Consider the following 18,756-nt stretch of genomic DNA (forward strand, 5'->3'; position numbering starts at 1 on the left):
TATACTTTTATCGCTATCTTAATGAATTAGTCCACAGCTCAATAAGTTATCAAGCTTCTAAACAGTAGGCTTGTAGCTGCTTGCGCTTATCAGCAGTCATGCCGAATTCCTGTTCGAGGAAAATCTCTACACTTTTATAACGCGCGTCAATGGCAGAGAAAATGGCTTCCATGAATTCTCTGCGTAATATAAGCGCAGCCATAACAGTATCGACTTCCTTCGGTGACAGATGCTGTGAGGCTTGCTTTTTTATTTGCTCATTCAAAGGACCAAGTGTCTGATTGGAGAGCAAATAGTCTTCTATAATCGTCTCTCTTGGAACCCCAAGTGCTAGGAAAATGAATGCTGATCCTACGCCAGTGCGGTCTCTTCCGCCGGCACAATGATGCAGGATACTGAATTCATCTGGAAGCATAATGGTTGCCATAAGTCGCTTAAAGGAAGGGTTATTAAAGGCCATATCCAAATACATATTAACCAAGAAGTCTGTCGTAAAATGTTCAAGGAATCCAGAACGAACCACATCTCTCATGTCTCCAGGCACTTCTTGCTTTAGCGCAGGTACACAAATGTTATTAACTCCTGGAATGACTGGATCTGGTTTTAAACGAATTTCTTCTATTCCCCGATAATCAAATATGGTCTTAATTCCAAGTGATTTAAAGAGCTTTATATCTCGATCGGTCATTCCTGTTAATTCGGCTGATCGAAAAAACAAACCGTATTTGACTCTACGGCCATCTGAGGTGGTGTATCCGCCCATATCTCGGAAATTGAGGACGCCTTTAAAGGGGAGAACACGACGCTTAGAATCTGTTGTTTCTAGTTTCTGGTTCATTTTCGTACCACCTTTGGTTGGTTATTGAATAGGCTATTCTAAAATGTAGAAAGGGTGTCGCTTAACAATAAAAGTTTGCCCTTAATACTATATATAGTACCATGATAAATGCCGACAACCCGAAAGGATAGTGTGACATTTTATAAACTAATATCTCTGTTAATTGTCGCGTTATTGCGCTGTTTACGGAAAAATTCTAGTAGGAGTGTGTAAAATGAATTTAAAAGAAAAGTTGATAGTAATAAAAGAAAATGGCTACCAAGCACCTCCCGATACATACCAGTTGATACAAGAAATGATACATAACATCGGTTCTGTGGATGCCGAGCTGCGTGATGACCTGATTTATACAATCTTATCACATTGGATTCCTGGTAATTCTCTAACTGCAAATGAACTAGAACAACTTCTTCCAGTTATTTTGGATCATAACCATTTGCATTTTAAGCTTGGTGAAACAAATACAGACACTGTCTTTACTCGATCTTTCTCAATGCTAGTCATAACACTCGTCTTAGAGAGACATAGAGAATCACCATTTCTCTCAAGAACGCAAATTCATCAGATAAAAGAGAAAGTATTTTACAATGTACAAGAAGAGCGAGATTACCGCGGGTATGATGAAGAAAAAGGCTGGGCTCATGCCATAGCCCATGCAGCAGATGCTTTAGACAATTTAGCTCAATGTTCCGAACTGGATAACAATGACCTCATAGCGATTCTCCATTTGGTTTATGAAAAGATGATCATAACAGATCGAATTTACTCCGATGGGGAAGATGAGAGAATGGTAAGACCCATAATTAGTGTTTTAAATAGAAAAATACTTAGTCAGACTTATGTAGAGCAATGGATTCAAAGTTTTGGTGATGTGGAGAAAAATTCAGAGTTTCTTCCTGCCTTTAGACAAAAAAATAATATAAAGAACTTTCTGAAAAGTTTATACTTTCGAGTTAAATTTTATAAAGTAGATGCCGATCTCTGCCCAACTATCGAGCATACATTATATAAAGTGGAAAAAGTATACTATTCCTAATTAAGAAAAAAGTTAGGTACGGATTCAGGCGCTTACATAGGATTATGTTTATTAAAAAAAGCCCAAAAGATATATGGGCTTTTTTTGTTTCTTAACGCAAAATATAACCCCCATCAGGAAATAGGGTGCTTCCCGTAGTATAGTTATTAGTCATCAAATAAATGGTTGTATGTGCTGCTTCATCGGGATGTCCTACCCTGCCAAGGATATTCATATTCGTATATTCATCATAAGACTTGTCTCTAGTTTTTTGTTCTGCTCCTACCCAATTAAAGTTGGTATGAATGGTGCCTGGGGAGATGACATTTACTCGAATCGGAGCTAACTCAACAGCCAATGCTTTTCCTAGACTCTCAATCGCGCCGTTACAAGCTGCATAGGAGGCACCGTCTGCAAGTGGTCGTTGACTGAATGCGCCAGACATCAGAACAATAGAGCCAGTTGGACTTATATATGGGATCGCGCATTTCACAGCATTATATTGAGGCCAGAACTTTGCATTAAAGCAGCTATGCGCAATCTCTAAGCTTGAAGTAATCGGTCCTCTAACATAAGAGGCGCCAGGAGTGAACAAATGATCGAAGTTGCCGATTTTTTCAAAAAAAGACTTTAAGTCTTCTTCATTTTGATTATCAAGCGAATGAGTTTCGGTAGATTCGGACCCTAGAATTTGTTGAGCTTTTTCTAATTTATCTTGTGAACGCCCAGCGATTATGACATATGCGCCTTGTTCAACCGCTTGTTTGGCAGTCGCGAGCCCTATTCCGGAGCTTCCTCCGATAATGACGATTCGCTGGTTTTTTAATGAAATACTGGACATTTTTATCTACTCCGTTCATAGTTAAATGGACTTTTAAGTTCTGTTTTTTATTATTAGGTATAAAAGAAATTCTGCACAGTACGCACTTTTTTCGTACTAGGTACGATTGTTCGTACTAGCTGTGAAATAGATTAACTATCGAAAGAGATGATCACATGGATTTACTGGAGCCGAGATTGGCCGGAGTGCTTACAACGCTTGATAAGATCGGTGGAAAGTGGAAGCCGCTCATTTTATTTATTTTATTGATAGATGGTACCAAACGATTTGGCGAACTGCGACGGATCATTCCAGATGTCTCTCAAGGGACATTAACGAAGCAACTACGGGAGCTTGAAGAGGATCAACTTATCGATCGTGTGATTTTTCATGAGCTTCCATTGAGGGTGGAATATAGTATTTCCGAACATGGCAAATCATTAATTACTGTTTTGGATAGCATGTGTGGCTGGGGAAGGATGCATCAGGAATATTTAAATAATACAAATAAGTAGGGGGGCGGACATTATTATAAATACTATTTTGCAGGACCCAACGGGCCAGGCCTATAAGATGCTGATACAGGTAGCTATGGAAGTGTGTGATGAATTTATTTTGGTCAAACGTGATGAGATGGAGTTAGAGCCAGAAGGATATGAACTATTGGAACGGTTACAGCCTTTTCTCAAAGAGATCGTCAAAGATGATTATTGGCCGGGAACTCGGCTTATGGGACATTATGCAGATGTTTATTATTTTAGATGTTCACCGGATGCGGTCGATATCCTACTATCCTATTCTACGTGCTTGTACTCATGGATGCAGACTAGGGTGCCCGATGATCTTTGTTTTTTAAGACAGGGGCAACCGTGGTTAATCAATACAGCTCATGAGCGAGAAAGCCATATTGTAACGGATGTAGAAGAGGAGCTTAACAGACTAGAAGAGAACGGACTATTGTTCCGTGACTTATCTGTGTTTTATCCCTTATAAAGATAACAATGAGACGATGTTTGCAAAGACATAGTCTCTTTTTTTGTGCTGGAAATTTTTTGTAGACAAAACGGTCTACAAGTTGTAAACTCTAATCCAAATGAAAGGTCTAGGAATTGTAGACCAACGGGAGGCGCAAGGTTGAAGGATCTCAGACTGACCGAAATGGAAGGGAGATTTGCGGAATTAATATGGGATCATGAACCGATTCCGTCAGGGAATCTGGTGAAGTTATGTGAATCCGAGCTCAACTGGAAGAAATCTACGACGTATACGATGTTGAAAAGACTTGAGGCTAAAGAGATTTTTGAAAATGATAATGGGGTAGTAGGTTCTCTTATCAAAAAGGATGACTTTTATGCGGAGCAGAGCAATGCGTTTGTGAAGGAAACCTTCGGCGGTTCGTTACCCAAATTTTTGGCTGCTTTTACAAAGAGCCGAAAATTAAGCGATAGCGAAATTGATGATGTTCTAAGACTAATCCATGAGCATAAGGAGGAGTAATGGTGGATCAGCTGTTTGAACATATATTAAACATGAGCATTACGGGAAGTTATGTGATTGTGTTTATCATCGTGGCACGGCTGTTCTTAAGAAAAGTTCCCAAAATATTCTCCTATGCCTTATGGTCTGTGGTTTTGATCCGACTCCTGTGTCCGTTCTCGATTGAGAGTATATTTAGTTTTATCCCATCTGAAGTGCAGAACTCACCTCTAAATAAGCTATACACACAAATGCCTCAAATCCAAAATGTAATCAACACATCCGAGCAAGCTGTAAATAATATATCACCCGTACCTATCCCCTCTACACCTGCTGCACCAAGTGGTATAATCCCTTCAAATCCTTCAGACGCGTGGATTAACACAGGCCAATATATATGGTTGATCGGGATTGGGCTGCTGCTCATCTACAGCATTGCTGCCACTGTTCGACTTTCACGAAACTTAAGAGCCGCAACCCCTCTTTTCGAAAATGTATATGAACATAACGGCATCTCCACACCTTTTGTATTCGGCTTCCTTAAGCCTAGAATATACCTTCCAAACGGTCTGTCCGATCATGAAAAAGCTTATATCATCAAACACGAGCAAGTGCACATACACAGATGCGACCACATCATAAAACTTCTCGCGTTCGTTGTTCTGTGTATACATTGGTTTAATCCAGTGGTTTGGCTTGCTTTTTATCTGATGAGTGATGATATGGAGCAGTCCTGTGACGAAAGCGTCATAAGACAGATGGGCAGTGGAATCAAAAAGGAATACTCGACCTCACTTTTGTCCTTATCTACTGGAAGACGATTTATGGGTGGTTCACCGCTTGCCTTTGGCGAGAGCAATACAAAAGGACGAATCAAAAATATTCTGAATTACAAAAAACCAGCCTTTTGGGTTGTTTTAGTCGCAATCTTAGTCGTGGCTGCGCTGTGTGTCGGACTCATAAGTAATCCGAAAAATGATCCATTAACCGTAAAGGATTATGCCGAGCAATTTATGGAGCAGAACATTACGAGCTATGAGAATAGTACAAATGTTAAGATGGTTGACAGTAAAATTACTAAGCTTGAAAAAATAGCGTCATTCGACGATCTGTTTGCAACACCCTTGGAAATTTGGAGTTTAGAATATCGCTTGAAACCGGATGATCCAGCTAAGCTGACGATGACGGAAAATGTGGTTGATGGATTTATCACCGAAGAAGGAAGCATGGGGAAACCGATACTTATTTTTTCTATTATGAATTCAACACCACAATATTTGGGCGTAATAAGGAGTGGAGAGAATGACATATCCACACCAGCCGGTCAGGAAATGGCAGTGCGTGTGTTTCTTGAAGCAAACCATCACCTTCCGCATGAAACTTATAGTGGGAAGCATATTCTAGTGAAATTCCCCTTAACGACAGGCGAAACAAGCCAACTGTTGTTATCCCAACCTGTTATTCAAGGAGATTCAGGAATTTGGAGCGTAGAACGCTGGAAGGATTCGAATGGAAATGAATATTACAATACACCTCAAACCGATGTTACGATAGCTGAATATTATGCCCGTCTGCAGACATTAGCGGATCAGGGGGAGGAGCCAGCACTACTTGATCCTTTGCAGGTCTCCATGAATTATATAAGCAATGATATTGGAATGGGTCAGCATGTTAAGCTGGATCAGCTTGTGGTGGACAATGAGGCTACAGCTGATGATTTTGCGATCACGCCCGAGAGTATATTAATGGGCTATGTTTTTAATCTTAACCTGGAGAATCATTCCTTTGATTTTGATAACATTGAATGGCTAACAATGGAGGATTCCGCTCGCTTTAAAGGGTTGAATATTAATCCAGATGAGGATATGCCCAATGGATTTTATATCCTCAACAAATATACGTATACCGATCCATTAGAGGTTACAGAGGATACGAGATATTCTATAGTTGATGCTAATACGGGTGCTCTAAAAGAAGTAAGCAAGCAGGAGTTTATTGAATATTTCAAGCAATATACTGATTTTGTGCCCCCGTGTGTGATTACTAAAAAAGACGGATATGTCACCAGCATTGCTGAGAAATATATGCCGTGAAATATCCGCTGATGAAAAAAGATGAACTTATATTTAAAGCGCTGAAGAACCCGCATTTAGTGCGGGTTTTTCAGCATGTGTATCGGCGCTGGCTCCTTTACGTTACTGCCGGCACATTGTATTCGGTTTTTCGCATACATTTGGCTCGTTTACGTTACCTTCGGCACATTGTATTCGGTTTTTCACATACATTTGTCTTATTTACGTTAGCGTCGGCACAATGTATTCGGTTTTTCACATACATTTGTCTTATTTACGTTAGCGTCGGCACAATGTATTCGGTTTTTCGCATACATTTGGCTTATTACGTTAGCGTCGGCACAATGTATTCGGTTTTTTGCATACATTTGTCTCGATTACGTTACCTTCGGCACATTGTATTCGGTTTTTCACATACATTTGTCTCGATTACGTTACCTTCGGCACATTGTATTCGGTTTTTCGCATACATTTGTCTTATTTACGTTAGCGTCGGCACATTGTATTTGGTTTTTCACATACATTTGGCTTATTTACGTTACCGTCGGCACATTGTATTCGGTTTTTCGCATACATTTGTCCGTAAGCTTGACTAAAGCATGTATTCTAAGGATTTAAGGTTCGCTCGGTCCGTCATCCCAAAGAGGCGTGTGCGTAATTAAAAACAGGGCTCCCCATGGCCAACAGTTGAATATAGGCCCATCCCTTGAGTTCATTTCACATTTCTCCGCAATCTAGAAATTTTAAAAATTCTATTATAGCAAGCATAAACGCCTTCGGTGTTCTTAATAGGATGGTAGAGTCTAGGCCACTGGCAGACCCAACTGTTTACGAAACTTATTCCGAACTACGACAGAGAGTGCATCTAGCACGACAAACTTTGCCAGAGCGTACGCCTCTTGAAGACCAACCTGCATTAGATGCAGTACATGTGACACGGATGCACCGCCAGCTCCATTTCCTTTTTTAACAATTACGTCATCTGCGGAAATTTCTCCCTTTATAATGATCTGACAATTTACAAAATTTCATATATTTAAAGAAATCTATTGATAATTATTCTCATATGATTTAATATGATAACGATTCTCATTATCATTACTTTGCTATAAAGAATGATAAATAAAATATAGATGGGGAGATAGAAAATGAATCAGAAAAAAGTTTTATTAGCAGGGGTATCAGCGGTTTTAGCTTTGAGTTTGGCGGCTTGCGGTAACAATGAAAAGGATAACGCAGCTTCAAAAAGTGCAAATAATGCAGCGGTAGCAGCTGAGGGAAATGCAAATAACAAAGGAAATGCGGCTCAGGAGGCAGTTGCCACTGAACAAACCATTACATATCTAGGTAAGGATTATGTTGTACCTACAGAGATTCACAATATCGTAGCTGCAAGTCTGGAATCTATGGAAGATGCTGCAATTCTAGGAGTGAAACCTGTAGGCGTGCTAGCCATAGCAAATGCCATTCCAGCTTATTTATCAACTGAATTAGCGGGTGCATCTTTAGTGGGGGATAAATTTGCTCCAAGTAATGAGGCGATCTTGCAGCTAGATCCAGATGTTATTTTAGGGTCTTCCAAGTTTGGTGAAGATGTGTCGGGTGCGCTTAATAAAATTCAAACGATGATTCCTTATTCACATATATCAACGAATTGGAAAGATAATCTGCTTTTACTAGGTCAAATATCCGGAAAGACCTCAGAAGCAGAAAAGATTATTAGCGATTATGAAGCAAAAGCTGCTAGTGCAAAGGCTGACATTGGAGAAAAGTTGAAAGATAAATCAATTCTAGTTATTCGTATTCGTGAGGGTAGTATGTGTGTGTACCCAGCGGGTGTTTACCTGAATCCGGTTATTTACGAAGATTTAGGTGCTACCATTCCCGAAGTAATAACAACTACTAAAGCTCAAGCTGAGCTTTCACTAGAAGCTTTAGCGGAAATTAATCCGGACTATATTTTCTTGCAGTTTGAGACCAGCGAGAATACGGATAATGCAACGGCACTTGATGATTTACTTAAGAATCCGATCTTCAAAAGCGTAAATGCAGTCAAAAACAATCATGTCTTTGTAAATGCAATTGATCCGTTGGCGCAAGGTGGTACAGCTTGGTCTAAAGTAAGATTCCTGGATGCTGCAATTGAAAATCTCTTGAAGTAAAACCGAAGGTGCGATGAATAAGATGAATACAAAAAATTGGAAAGTTATATTGATCCTATCAACTTCTCCATTATTCATCGTATTAGCAATGGTTGTATCCGTCTTATATGGTGTTAAGGATATTGGAATAGTAACAATCTGGCAGGCGTTTACACACTTCGATGCAAATAATGTGGACCACAACATTATTATGACATCTAGATTACCGCGTGTAATCGCCGCTTTATTAGTTGGAGCGGCTCTAGCTGTTTCAGGGGCGTTAATGCAAGGCGTTACACGGAATTATCTTGCATCACCATCGATTATGGGAGTAAATGACGGATCGGCATTTGTTATTACGTTGGCTATGGTGTTTTATCCTGGATTATCGAATGTTCATATGATTCTTTTATCCATGGTGGGTTCCGCTATCGGAGCGGGTTTGGTTTTCGGATTTGGCTCATTGGTCAAAAACGGCTTATCTCCAGTCAGACTAGCCATTATTGGTACTGTAATTGGTACATTTTTAAGTAGTATTGCCTCAGCAGTAGCAATGTTTTTTCAAGTCTCACAAAATGTTAGCGTTTGGTATAGCTCGAAAATACATACTGTAAATCCAGATATGCTAATATTGTCCATTCCTTTTATAATCGTTGGTCTGCTCTTGGCAGTTAGTATTTCTAAATCTGTAATGGTTGCCTCCCTAGGGGATGAAACGGCAATTAGCTTGGGTCAACGAACAAAATGGGTGAAAATCATCAGTATTTTATCTGTTGTATGTCTGACCGGGACAGCAGTGGCCTTAGTAGGTAAGATTGCCTTTGTAGGTCTAATCATTCCTCATATTACACGTTTTATCGTTGGTATCGACTATCGTTTCATCATTCCTTGCTCAGCAGTCATTGGGGCTGTTTTTTTAGCATTTTGTGATGTCTTAAGCCGGTATATTAACTTTCCGTTTGAGACGCCAATTGGCGTTGTGACAGCCTTTATTGGAATCCCGTTCTTCCTTTATTTAATTCGGGTTAAAGGGGGAGAGCAACGTGGATAGAGGCAGAATACAGTTTAGTCGCTATATATTGACGCTACTAGCTTTTATCCTGCTAACACTTGTGGCGGGGTATTTTCATCTAACGAATGGCGCTTTTGATATGTCTGTCATGGATGTGATAAAAACGCTGCTGCGAATAGATCCCAATCCTAAATTTGACCTGGTTATTTTTCAATTTCGACTACCACGGATCATTATTGCGTCGTTAGTAGGCATAGGTCTGGGGATGGCTGGAGCGGTCATTCAAGGCATTACCCGAAACGGGCTGGCTGATCCAGGTATCCTTGGGATTAATGCAGGTGCCGGAGCTGCCATTGTTGCATTTATGTTTTTCTTTCAGATGTCAGGGGTTACTTTTTTTAAAGAAAGCTGGTTTTCGATACTAGCCATGCCTCTCTTTGGTTTTGTGGGGGGTCTTGCCGCAGTTGTGGTTATCTTTATTTTCTCTTGGCGGAATGGTGCACTTGATATGCAACGTTTGATATTGACAGGGATCGCGATAAGCAGTGGTTTTGGCGCGTTGTCGTTGTATCTATCTCTAAAAATGAATGCAAGTGATTATGAAATGGCTGCGGTGTGGAGTGTCGGAAGTATTTACAGCGCGAATTGGACTTATATCATAATGATCACACCTTGGGTGCTGATTTTAGGATTTGTGATGTATCGAAAAAGCTATTTGCTCAATTATTTTCAATTGGAGGATTCCAGCACAAAAAGCTTGGGGATCTCCGTAGAAAAAGAAAAGCTGATCTTTCTGTTATGCAGTGTGGGGATTGTAAGTGTCTGTGTATCTGTATCCGGTTCTATAGGTTTTATAGGATTGATGGCTCCTCACATCGCCAGAAGATTAGTAGGGATTAATCACCGCTATATTATGTTATCCAGTGCAGTGGTTGGGATGTTTTTGCTGGTGATCTCGGATTATTTTGCCAAAACATTATTTCAGCCAGCAGAGTTACCTGTGGGAATAGTCGTTTCGATTATTGGCATTCCCTATTTCTTATATTTATTAGCCAAGTCAAGAGTGTAGGGGAGAGTGAGCAGCACATATGTCAACACAAGTTGAACTCGAACGCACAGAATCATGGAAGCTAGAATCTCAGTATATGGGCTACACGTATGATATAAAGGTCTCAATTCCGAGAGAAGAGGCCCCTGAGCATGGATTTCCCGTCTATTATATGCTCGATGGTAATTCATATTTTCAATTGGGCCGGGATGTCGTGAAATTGCAGTCAAGAAATGCGCCGAAAACTTTGATTGCACCAGCCATCGTGATTGGCATTGGGCATTATGGTTCAGATGATGAGGTGTCCAAAAGAAGATTTTATGATTTCACGCCTCCTGCGAAGCAGTATGTATATCCGGATCGATTGAAAAATGCTGACATAGGACCACATGGTGGTGCTGAAAAGTTACTATCTTTTTTAGAATTGGAATTAATGCCCCTGATCTCTGAAAAATATAATATCGATCAGCATAAGCAAGTTTTGTTTGGTCACTCATTAAGCGGATTGTTTGTTCTTTGGACGCTGTTTACTCGTGCCGAGCTATTCCAGTATTATTTGGCCTCTAGCCCCTCGATTTGGTGGAATGATCATGAAATCTTGGCGTATGCGGAGGCGTTTTATAAGAAGGGGCAAACGATAAGATCCGAGAAACGAAAGCTATTGATCACAGTGGGCAGTGAAGAGGCATTTATGGTCGATGATGCTAAAGGATTATTTTCAAAATTGTGTGAGTATTCTTTGCCTGATTTGCAGGTTGAGCATTACATAGCGCCAGATGAAAACCACGCGTCAGTAGTGCCGACCATCATGAGCAGAGCGTTCCGTATGTTGAATTGTTAAGGAAGGGGATATGATGCAGGATGATGTTAGGAGAACTTACTACTTTTGAACATATGGGGCGACAAATTATCGTGTATCTCCCTGAAGCATATCATTTGTTTACTGAGCGAAGCTTCCCGGCGGTTTTCTTACAGGATGGCGATTTCTTGTTCAAAGAGTCGATTGCTGATATAGAAAGGGATGTGGAGGAGGGGATTACAGAGCCGGTTATTTTTATCGGGATTGATTCTCAGCTTCGTAATGATGAATATACACCTTGGGAAATGCCTGCACTTTTTAAGGATTGGTCCTTTGGGGGCAAGGGGGATGATTATTTGAATTACGTATATAAGGAACTGGTCCCGCATATAATTCGTTCCTTTCGCATCTCTCATGAGCCGGGCAAATTGGCATTAGGCGGTGTATCACTAGGTGGGTTAATAAGTATGTACGCGATGTACAAGACAGAGTCTGTTTTTGATAATTTTATATTCATATCCGCGTCTGTGTGGTTTAAAGATTTTATACATTATATGGAGACTTCAAAGTTAGATAGGGAATGCAAAGTCTATATGTATGTAGGTGAACAGGAAGGTATCCAGAAGACTAATGCACAGAAGGACATGGTGCCTAATAGTAAACGTGCTTTTGATATTTTAAAAGAGAAGGTAGATGGAGCTGATCAGCGGGTGATGTTTGAGACAGATCCATTAGGCACGCATAATGACACGTTTTTTCTGCAATATTTTCCGAGTAGCATCAGGTTCTTATTTCCCGCAAAATGAATAAAAGGACGAGCAGGATAGAGTATCCTTGCATCGTCCTATTTATCTTCTCTTCTCTTAGCTATGCTTCTGTATATTCTCAAGATGTACGTCCAAATTATCAAAGGTTTGTGAAATACCCGGTAGCATCCCCATATCAATCACTTGTTGTAACGCTTCTGGAGAAGCGTATTTACCGGTGTTAACCAGCTTCGTTTGACCATTCAGCTCGATAAAATCTAGTTGGACTAGTGTCTCGGGCAGATCTTTTGAAATATTACCTTCTGCATCTGAGAACCCGTCCGTGTAAATAATTTGCTCTGGAGTCGAAATTTCCCGATAAATCGCCTTACCCCAAGACTCCATACCGTAGAAATCTCCCTGACTCTTATCCTCGCACTTCATGCAATAATGCCAAGTACCTCCTGGCCGGAAATCAACATGGCATACGGGAAGTGTCCAGCCTTTTGGCCCCCACCAATGCTTCAAATGCTCAGCCTCAGAAAAAGCTTTAAAAACTAGCTCACGTGGAGCTTTAAAAATACGCTCTAATATTAGAGTGCTGCCTTCAACTTTGGATACTAGTTGGTTGGTTTGGTTAGAATTTGTCATTGGATAAATCCTCCTCGTTTACTTTTCATTATCTAATTCCTTGCTTTGTAGCTTCTGCAAATAATCATCCAGTCGATCGTAGCGTTCCTCCCACATATGACGGTAGGATTCTAACCAAGTGTCTAATTCCTTAAAAGGGTCAGGGCGGAGCTTGCAAATGCGCCGATTAGCAACAGCTTGAACTTCAATAAGGCCTGCTTCACTGAGAACACGCAAATGCTTGGACGCTTGAGGCTGCCGCAACTGAAGACTTTCTGCGATCTCTCCAACGGTTAGGGGTTTCTCGCGTAATAGTTCAACGATCTGCATACGATTAGGCTCTGCTAAAGCACTCATTACGTTAGTATTCATAAACAATCATCACTTCGATTCATTGATTTGATTCGGATTTCATATGACGGGCCATGATGGAGCGACTCAACAGGCCTACTTCCTTGTATTTCCTGTTTGCTTTTAAAATATACCATTAAGTGAATATTCCTGTAAAGGGATATTTAAAATTTTCATTGTATGATAACTTCAAAAGATGGGCATAGTACAAGCATTACGTAGAAATATGTTCCATGATAACCATTAAACTTTACAAAAAACATAGGAATAGATATAATTAAGTATAACTTATCGGTTTTAGATTTACGCAAGGGGCCTAACGCCAGTAGGCTCCTTTTGTATTTCTTGGCCATGTTACAGGAGGGTGAAGGTCATACACAATGAAAAGATTATGGTTTGTGTTCATTATGGTCCGCATGGGGAGCGTTTAATCCGGCGTGGTGTGCAACTATCTGAAATAATAGGGGCCCCATTGTTTGTATTAAATGTCGATAGTTCGGACAATGATGAATATAATCAGAGCAAAGAAATGTATATGACGGTTTGGAAACGTCTTGCCGATGAAGCTGGCGCAGAATTTATCATTCGGAAACGTGAAGGCCGAAAAACAACTGATATTATTGTAGAAGTAGCTGAAAAGAATGAGGTTACACAGATCGTCATTGGACAATCTGCTCAGACTCGATGGCAGGAGCTTACCAAACGCAATTTCATCAATGAACTCATTGGTAAAATGAAAATGATGGATCTGCATGTAGTCGCCGTTCAACGGATGCGCGCCGGGCTGGAAGAAACCCATGAGGAAGGCGTAATCGCCTACCTGGTCAAAATCGGGGATGAGTATCAGCTCAGTGATGAACCTAAGGGAGAGTATTCGCTTAAAGGAAAGTTCTTTCACGAATTACACACAGAATTTGAGAACGGTTTATTCAGAATTGAGCAAGAGGATGGAAAGACTAGATATTTGCATATTTGTGATGGCACATTGACCGATTCTTTATAATCGGCGTGCCCTTATCTTCATGAGGGCCTATTATTAAGGGCCCTTCCAATCATATGATCTTTGGCTTTTGGTAAAAAAGTAAGTACTAAAGTTCACAACTTGATAAGCTCAAGTGGAAAAGGAGGACTGCCTTTGCTGCATGTAATCATACTTGTTCCGTTTCTAATGGCCTTAGTAATCGCACTTTTGACCAAGAGAGCATCCAACCTTCATAGAGGATGGCTTGTTTTCCCCGGTTCACTCGCTTTGTTTGTATATTTTTTAACCCGGATTCCTGTTATTAAGGGAGGGGATTTGGGATATGAAACCGTTTCATGGATTCCTTCCCTAGGCATTGATTTGGTTTTCCATCTGGATGGATTAAGTTTACTGTTCGCTTTGTTAATCACTGGAATGGGTAGTCTTGTAATTATCTATTCGATTTATTATCTAGACAAGCGAAAAGAAGCGTTGACCCCTTTTTATATTTATTTAATGTTGTTTATGGGAGCGATGCTTGGCGTTGTACTCTCGGATAACTTGATGGTGTTATACGGTTTTTGGGAATTAACAAGTGTCTCGTCATTTCTGTTGATTGCTTTCTGGCATCGGCGGCAAAAATCGCGGTATGGTGCTCTCAAATCTATGTTGATTACCGTATTTGGTGGTTTAGCGATGTTTGCCGGCTTTTTAATGCTTTATGTAATGACAGGCACCTTTAGTATCAGGGAAATTTGGAGTGAGGTTGGCGATATTAGCGGGCATGCTTTATTTATTCCGGCGATGCTACTAATTCTCTTAGGCGCCTTCACCAAATCAGCTCAGTTTCCGTTTCATATCTGGCTGCCGGATGCCATGGAGGCACCGACACCCGTCAGCGCATATCTTCACTCGGCAACGATGGTTAAAGCTGGATTGTATCTTGTCGCCCGTTTCAGCCCTATTTTTGCGGGGCAATATGAGTGGTTCTGGGTTGTGTCAGGCGTCGGTTTGATCACCTTGATTTATGGCTCTATCCAGGCGATGAAGCAGACGGACCTGAAGGCTCTATTAGCCTATTCAACGATTAGTCAACTTGGACTGATTATGGGATTGCTAGGAATGGGATCGGCAGCGGCATTTTTTGCAGGGGAAGATTCAGTCTTTTACACTGCTGCAACAACAGCGGCTATCTTTCACCTTATTAACCATGCCATCTTTAAAGGCTCTTTGTTTATGATGGTCGGTATAGTTGACCATGAGACGGGTACCCGCGACCTGCGAAAGCTGGGCGGACTGATTTCCATTATGCCGGTTACCTTTACGGTAGCGATGATCGGCAGTTTCTCCATGGCTGGTTTGCCGCCATTTTCAGGATTTTTAAGTAAAGAGATGTTTTTTACAGCTGTCCTGAATATCCGAAACTTGGATATATTCTCTATTCCCTCGTTGTTTACGCTCTTCCCGGTTTTGGCCTGGATTGCCAGCGTGTTTACTTTTGCATACAGTATGATTTTGGTATTCCACACCTTTTTCGGAAAATATCAGCCTGAGAAGCTGGACAAAAAACCGCATGAAGCCCCATTTGGACTTCTGCTTGCCCCGTGCCTGCTAGCAGTGCTGTCTATATTTATCGGTTTTTTCCCGAATATATTATCTAATACACTTATTATCCCTGCAATGAATGCTATTCACCCTATCTTGCAGACCGGGGAACCTTTTGTTGTGAATATCCATTTCTGGCACGGCTTTACACCAGAAGTATGGATGACACTTGGTGTTGTGATTCTTGGTATTACTGTATACCGAATCTATGGCCGCTTAAGTCTGGTCGATAAAGAATGGGGCAGTGGCTACACTTTAAATCAAGTCTATGACGGAGTAATCCGGCTGGTTGAGAAATTGTCTAGATGGGTGACTGGTTCTTATATGACTGGTTCCATGAGACATTATTTAATGTATATTTTTTCCTTCTTGATCGTAACGATTTGCGGTGTGGTCTGGTATTCAGATGGAATTACACTTGGTACGACTGAGTATACTCCCTTTTCTTTGTTTGAGGTTATTGCTGTAATGGTTTTGCTCCTAGGTGCTTTAGCTATTCCGTTTGTGCGTTCCAGAATAACAGCCATTTTGTTAACAGGAATGGTTGGTTATATGGTTACTTTGCTCTTTGTTCTGTTCAGAGCTCCTGATCTGGCGCTTACGCAAATGATTGTTGAAGTGGTATCTGTTACATTGTTCCTATTATGTTTCAGGCATTTGCCTAGGCTGGAAAAAGAGAAGCTCAAACCTCGTGCGCATTTCCTGAAACTAATTATTTCCATCGGGATGGGCGTAACGATGACATTGGTTGCACTTGCTGCTCTAGGCAGTAGTCCGTTCGAATCCATCTCGAAATATTATGTGGAGAACAGCTATACTTTGGGTGGCGGTAAAAATATTGTCAATGTTCTGCTCGTTGATTTCCGCGGCTTTGATACCATGTTTGAAATAACAGTACTAGGCCTTGCCTCACTTGCTATTTATTCCATGATCAAGCTGCAGTTGGATGGAGAGGGTACAGCAGACCAACTGAAGAGGGTTGTTCCCTATAATAAGCCTCGTTATTCCCGAAGTGATGATGTGTTACTGCAAGCGGTAGCTAAAGTAGCATTCGTTATCATTCTGATATTTTCGTTGTTTTTGTTTTTTGCCGGTCATAATAATCCGGGAGGCGGATTTATTGGGGCTTTGATGGCTTCTGCAGGTTTGGTGCTACTTGCTATTACTTTTGGGATGGATATGGTTGAGAAAGTGCTGCCTATTAATTATCGTAAGTTAATTGCGATCGGGATTTCGATTGCTTTTCTTACCGGGGTTGGCTCATTTATATTCGACGTACCCTTCCTGAGCCAAAATTTTGGGTATTTCCAATTGCCGCTTATGGGCAAAACAGAATTAACCACTGCAATGTTCTTTGATCTTGGTGTTTATCTAGCTGTTATTGGTGTCACTATGAATATCATACTTACGATCGGGAGGGATAGCTAATGGAGCTTGTTGTTGCCTTGGCGATCGGCGTATTGTTTACCGTAGGTGTTTATCTAGTCCTTTCCAAAAGCTTGCTACGCATCCTGCTGGGTACTAATTTAATTACCCATGGTGTTCATTTACTGCTACTGACAATGTCGGGTCTCAAGACAGGTGCTCCTCCATTGCTAGGTGAAAAAGCGGAGGCGTATGTAGATCCGTTACCGCAGGCGCTCATTTTGACCTCTATTGTAATTAGTTTTGGAGTAACAGCATTCTTCATTGTTTTGGCATACCGGACTTACCGTTCGACGGGCACGGATGATGTGGAAGGAACCAAGGAGGAGAGACAACAATGAACAACTTGCTAGTGCTGCCTCTGCTGATTCCGGCCTTTACGGCAGTTATACTGATTTTTCTAAAAGACCGAGTGGATCTGCAACGTATTATCAGTGCCGTCAGTGTGTTTTTAAATATATTGGTTTCTGGCATCATTGTGTACCAGGTAAGTACAAAGGGCATCCAGACCCTATATATGGGTGGATGGCTTCCACCTTATGGCATTGTGTTTGTTGCCGATATGTTTGCGGCCTTACTTGTGCTAGTCGGTGCTATTGTTGGTGCGGCATGTCTGTTTTTTTCCTTCGCCAGCATTGGGGAAGAAAGAGAAAGGTTTTATTACTATCCGTTTTTCCATTTTCTATTAACTGGGGTATTTGGCTCCTTTCTCACCGGAGATTTGTTTAATTTGTTCGTCTGCTTTGAGGTCCTGTTAGTTGCCTCGTACGCTTTAATTGTACTTGGTGGCTCCAAAGGTCAACTGAGAGAGACGTTAAAATATGTATTAGTTAACGTGATTTCCTCTTCCTTGTTTGTAGCAACGCTTGCTTATTTATATGCCGCGACAGGAACACTGAATATGGCACATCTATCTATGCGTGTAGCAGAGGCGGGACAAGGCGGTGTAATGAACGTCATTGCGGTCCTGCTGCTGATCGTATTTTCGATAAAGGCAGGTTTGTTGCTCTTTTTCTGGCTTCCGGATTCTTATAGTGCACCACCTGTGGCTGTTAGAGCACTGTTTGGAGCATTGTTAACGAAAGTGGGATTGTATGCCATTACACGTACCTTTACATTGATTTTTATTCAAGAACCGGGACTCACCCATTCACTGATTGCCTGGATGGCGGGAGCGACGATGATCCTTGGTGCAATCGGTGCACTGGCTTACAACGATCTGGGGCGGATTTTTAATTATAATATCATCATCAGTGTTGGATTTATTGCTTTTGGGATTTCTGTCGCGACTCAGGATTCGTTAAATGGTGTAGTGTTTTATTTAATGCATGATATGGTTGCCAAAGCATTATTATTTTTCCTGGGCGGGATGATTATCTCAGCATCGGGCACCGACCGCTTAAAAGAAATGGGTGGTTTAATTCGACGCTATCCGTGGACCGGCTGGATGTTCTTCGTACTGACTTTGGCGTTGGTTGGTGTTCCACCACTTAGTGGTTTCGCTGGAAAAGTGATGATGGTACGTAGCGGATTTGGACAGAATCATGTGGTTCTGGCACTAATTGCACTTGCATCAAGCTTCATAGTGTTATATTCCTTGATCAAGGTATTCCAGCAGGTATTCTGGGGTGGCGAGAAAAGGGAAGAACAAGTCAAACCGCTTCATTATAAAGCTATGATGGCACCGGCAGCTGTTCTGTTCGCGATTGTAATTCTGATGGGTGTAGGTGCTGAGACGGTAAACGGATATGTCAGCCAAGCCGGAGCCGTACTGGCCGATCCAGCATTATACATTAACGCTGTCATGAAGGAGTAGA

The 18,756-nt window shown here is 41.2% G+C and carries 19 protein-coding genes; 14 read left to right on the forward strand and 5 right to left on the reverse strand.

Annotated features, from left to right (window positions below; genetic code table 11):
* Positions 1 to 49: 49 nt before the first annotated feature.
* The gene (locus MKY19_RS12515; RefSeq protein ID WP_339803176.1) at positions 50 to 838 is read right to left on the reverse strand and encodes a tyrosine-protein phosphatase; all 789 of its coding nucleotides are present in this window, start codon (positions 836 to 838) and stop codon (positions 50 to 52) included.
* Positions 839 to 1,052: 214 nt separating this feature from the next.
* Between MKY19_RS12515 and MKY19_RS12520 the strand changes: the two genes are divergently transcribed.
* Positions 1,053 to 1,874, forward strand: a complete 822-nt coding sequence (locus MKY19_RS12520) for a DUF2785 domain-containing protein (RefSeq protein ID WP_339803179.1) — start codon at positions 1,053 to 1,055, stop codon at positions 1,872 to 1,874.
* Positions 1,875 to 1,965: 91 nt separating this feature from the next.
* Here MKY19_RS12520 and MKY19_RS12525 read toward each other — a convergent pair whose 3' ends face one another.
* Positions 1,966 to 2,694, reverse strand: a complete 729-nt coding sequence (locus MKY19_RS12525) for an SDR family oxidoreductase (RefSeq protein ID WP_339803182.1) — start codon at positions 2,692 to 2,694, stop codon at positions 1,966 to 1,968.
* 155 nt (positions 2,695 to 2,849) lie between these two features.
* Here MKY19_RS12525 and MKY19_RS12530 point away from each other — a divergent pair, with 155 nt between their 5' ends.
* The 4 genes from MKY19_RS12530 (at position 2,850) to MKY19_RS12545 (ending at position 6,242) form a co-directional block, all read left to right on the forward strand.
* The gene (locus MKY19_RS12530; protein ID WP_042187604.1) at positions 2,850 to 3,188 is read left to right on the forward strand and encodes a winged helix-turn-helix transcriptional regulator; all 339 of its coding nucleotides are present in this window, start codon (positions 2,850 to 2,852) and stop codon (positions 3,186 to 3,188) included.
* Positions 3,189 to 3,246: 58 nt separating this feature from the next.
* A complete protein-coding gene (locus tag MKY19_RS12535; protein WP_339803186.1) occupies positions 3,247 to 3,666 on the forward strand; it encodes a hypothetical protein in 420 nt (139 codons plus the stop codon).
* Positions 3,667 to 3,807: 141 nt separating this feature from the next.
* On the forward strand, positions 3,808 to 4,170 hold the full coding sequence (locus tag MKY19_RS12540) for a BlaI/MecI/CopY family transcriptional regulator (protein ID WP_339270817.1): 363 nt from the start codon (positions 3,808 to 3,810) through the stop codon (positions 4,168 to 4,170).
* Positions 4,170 to 6,242: a M56 family metallopeptidase gene (locus tag MKY19_RS12545; RefSeq protein WP_339803189.1), complete on the forward strand. Its 2,073-nt coding sequence runs from the start codon at positions 4,170 to 4,172 to the stop codon at positions 6,240 to 6,242. The genes MKY19_RS12540 and MKY19_RS12545 overlap by 1 nt, the downstream gene beginning before the upstream one ends.
* Positions 6,243 to 7,024: 782 nt before the next feature.
* Here MKY19_RS12545 and MKY19_RS12550 read toward each other — a convergent pair.
* Positions 7,025 to 7,159: a hypothetical protein gene (locus tag MKY19_RS12550; protein ID WP_339803192.1), complete on the reverse strand. Its 135-nt coding sequence runs from the start codon at positions 7,157 to 7,159 to the stop codon at positions 7,025 to 7,027.
* Between the two features lie 210 nt (positions 7,160 to 7,369).
* On the opposite strand from MKY19_RS12550, the gene MKY19_RS12555 reads away from it, so the two are divergent.
* From MKY19_RS12555 to MKY19_RS12575, 5 genes are read left to right on the forward strand one after another with little or no spacing between them, the layout of a single operon-like run.
* Positions 7,370 to 8,383, forward strand: a complete 1,014-nt coding sequence (locus tag MKY19_RS12555) for an ABC transporter substrate-binding protein (protein WP_339803195.1) — start codon at positions 7,370 to 7,372, stop codon at positions 8,381 to 8,383.
* Positions 8,384 to 8,396: 13 nt separating this feature from the next.
* Positions 8,397 to 9,413: an iron ABC transporter permease gene (locus MKY19_RS12560; protein WP_339803198.1), complete on the forward strand. Its 1,017-nt coding sequence runs from the start codon at positions 8,397 to 8,399 to the stop codon at positions 9,411 to 9,413.
* Positions 9,406 to 10,443, forward strand: coding sequence for an iron ABC transporter permease (locus tag MKY19_RS12565; RefSeq protein ID WP_339803201.1), 1,038 nt, complete (start codon positions 9,406 to 9,408; stop codon positions 10,441 to 10,443). Before MKY19_RS12560 ends, MKY19_RS12565 begins: the two co-directional genes overlap by 8 nt.
* 19 nt (positions 10,444 to 10,462) lie before the next feature.
* Positions 10,463 to 11,263, forward strand: coding sequence for an alpha/beta hydrolase-fold protein (locus tag MKY19_RS12570; protein ID WP_339803204.1), 801 nt, complete (start codon positions 10,463 to 10,465; stop codon positions 11,261 to 11,263).
* A gap of 20 nt (positions 11,264 to 11,283) precedes the next feature.
* A complete protein-coding gene (locus tag MKY19_RS12575; protein ID WP_339803207.1) occupies positions 11,284 to 12,027 on the forward strand; it encodes an alpha/beta hydrolase-fold protein in 744 nt (247 codons plus the stop codon).
* 57 nt (positions 12,028 to 12,084) lie between these two features.
* Here the strand turns inward: MKY19_RS12575 and MKY19_RS12580 are convergent, their stop codons facing one another.
* Together MKY19_RS12580 and MKY19_RS12585 are read right to left on the reverse strand one after the other, a co-directional pair.
* Positions 12,085 to 12,618: an SRPBCC domain-containing protein gene (locus MKY19_RS12580; RefSeq protein WP_339803209.1), complete on the reverse strand. Its 534-nt coding sequence runs from the start codon at positions 12,616 to 12,618 to the stop codon at positions 12,085 to 12,087.
* Between the two features lie 18 nt (positions 12,619 to 12,636).
* Positions 12,637 to 12,969, reverse strand: a complete 333-nt coding sequence (locus MKY19_RS12585; RefSeq protein ID WP_076282809.1) for a metalloregulator ArsR/SmtB family transcription factor — start codon at positions 12,967 to 12,969, stop codon at positions 12,637 to 12,639.
* Between the two features lie 343 nt (positions 12,970 to 13,312).
* Between MKY19_RS12585 and MKY19_RS12590 the strand changes: the two genes are divergently transcribed.
* The 4 genes from MKY19_RS12590 to MKY19_RS12605 all read left to right on the forward strand — a co-directional run bounded on the left by MKY19_RS12590 (position 13,313) and on the right by MKY19_RS12605 (position 18,755).
* A complete protein-coding gene (locus MKY19_RS12590; RefSeq protein WP_256716289.1) occupies positions 13,313 to 13,951 on the forward strand; it encodes a universal stress protein in 639 nt (212 codons plus the stop codon).
* A gap of 126 nt (positions 13,952 to 14,077) precedes the next feature.
* Positions 14,078 to 16,942: a Na+/H+ antiporter subunit A gene (locus tag MKY19_RS12595; RefSeq protein ID WP_339804287.1), complete on the forward strand. Its 2,865-nt coding sequence runs from the start codon at positions 14,078 to 14,080 to the stop codon at positions 16,940 to 16,942.
* Entirely contained in the window at positions 16,942 to 17,280 is a 339-nt protein-coding gene (locus MKY19_RS12600) for a Na(+)/H(+) antiporter subunit C (RefSeq protein ID WP_076282807.1), read from the forward strand. The genes MKY19_RS12595 and MKY19_RS12600 overlap by 1 nt, the downstream gene beginning before the upstream one ends.
* Positions 17,277 to 18,755 (forward strand): Na+/H+ antiporter subunit D, encoded by a 1,479-nt coding sequence (locus MKY19_RS12605; RefSeq protein ID WP_339803214.1) that lies wholly within the window; start codon positions 17,277 to 17,279, stop codon positions 18,753 to 18,755. Before MKY19_RS12600 ends, MKY19_RS12605 begins: the two co-directional genes overlap by 4 nt.
* Position 18,756: the final 1 nt, after the last annotated feature.

Source organism: Paenibacillus sp. FSL R5-0744 (assembly GCF_037972555.1).
Taxonomy (GTDB): domain Bacteria; phylum Bacillota; class Bacilli; order Paenibacillales; family Paenibacillaceae; genus Paenibacillus_AQ.

Bases quoted from the DNA above. Each gene is read 5' to 3' on its own strand.
- MKY19_RS12570 (WP_339803204.1), top strand. From the start codon at position 10,463: ATGTCAACACAAGTTGAACTCGAACGCACAGAATCATGGAAGCTAGAA.
- MKY19_RS12605 (WP_339803214.1), top strand. From the start codon at position 17,277: ATGAACAACTTGCTAGTGCTGCCTCTGCTGATTCCGGCCTTTACGGCA.
- MKY19_RS12575 (WP_339803207.1), top strand. From the start codon at position 11,284: ATGATGTTAGGAGAACTTACTACTTTTGAACATATGGGGCGACAAATT.
- MKY19_RS12515 (WP_339803176.1), bottom strand. From the start codon at position 838: ATGAACCAGAAACTAGAAACAACAGATTCTAAGCGTCGTGTTCTCCCC.
- MKY19_RS12585 (WP_076282809.1), bottom strand. From the start codon at position 12,969: ATGAATACTAACGTAATGAGTGCTTTAGCAGAGCCTAATCGTATGCAG.
- MKY19_RS12560 (WP_339803198.1), top strand. From the start codon at position 8,397: ATGAATAAGATGAATACAAAAAATTGGAAAGTTATATTGATCCTATCA.
- MKY19_RS12535 (WP_339803186.1), top strand. From the start codon at position 3,247: ATGCTGATACAGGTAGCTATGGAAGTGTGTGATGAATTTATTTTGGTC.
- MKY19_RS12530 (WP_042187604.1), top strand. From the start codon at position 2,850: ATGGATTTACTGGAGCCGAGATTGGCCGGAGTGCTTACAACGCTTGAT.
- MKY19_RS12525 (WP_339803182.1), bottom strand. From the start codon at position 2,694: ATGTCCAGTATTTCATTAAAAAACCAGCGAATCGTCATTATCGGAGGA.
- MKY19_RS12555 (WP_339803195.1), top strand. From the start codon at position 7,370: ATGAATCAGAAAAAAGTTTTATTAGCAGGGGTATCAGCGGTTTTAGCT.
- MKY19_RS12580 (WP_339803209.1), bottom strand. From the start codon at position 12,618: ATGACAAATTCTAACCAAACCAACCAACTAGTATCCAAAGTTGAAGGC.
- MKY19_RS12520 (WP_339803179.1), top strand. From the start codon at position 1,053: ATGAATTTAAAAGAAAAGTTGATAGTAATAAAAGAAAATGGCTACCAA.
- MKY19_RS12545 (WP_339803189.1), top strand. From the start codon at position 4,170: ATGGTGGATCAGCTGTTTGAACATATATTAAACATGAGCATTACGGGA.
- MKY19_RS12600 (WP_076282807.1), top strand. From the start codon at position 16,942: ATGGAGCTTGTTGTTGCCTTGGCGATCGGCGTATTGTTTACCGTAGGT.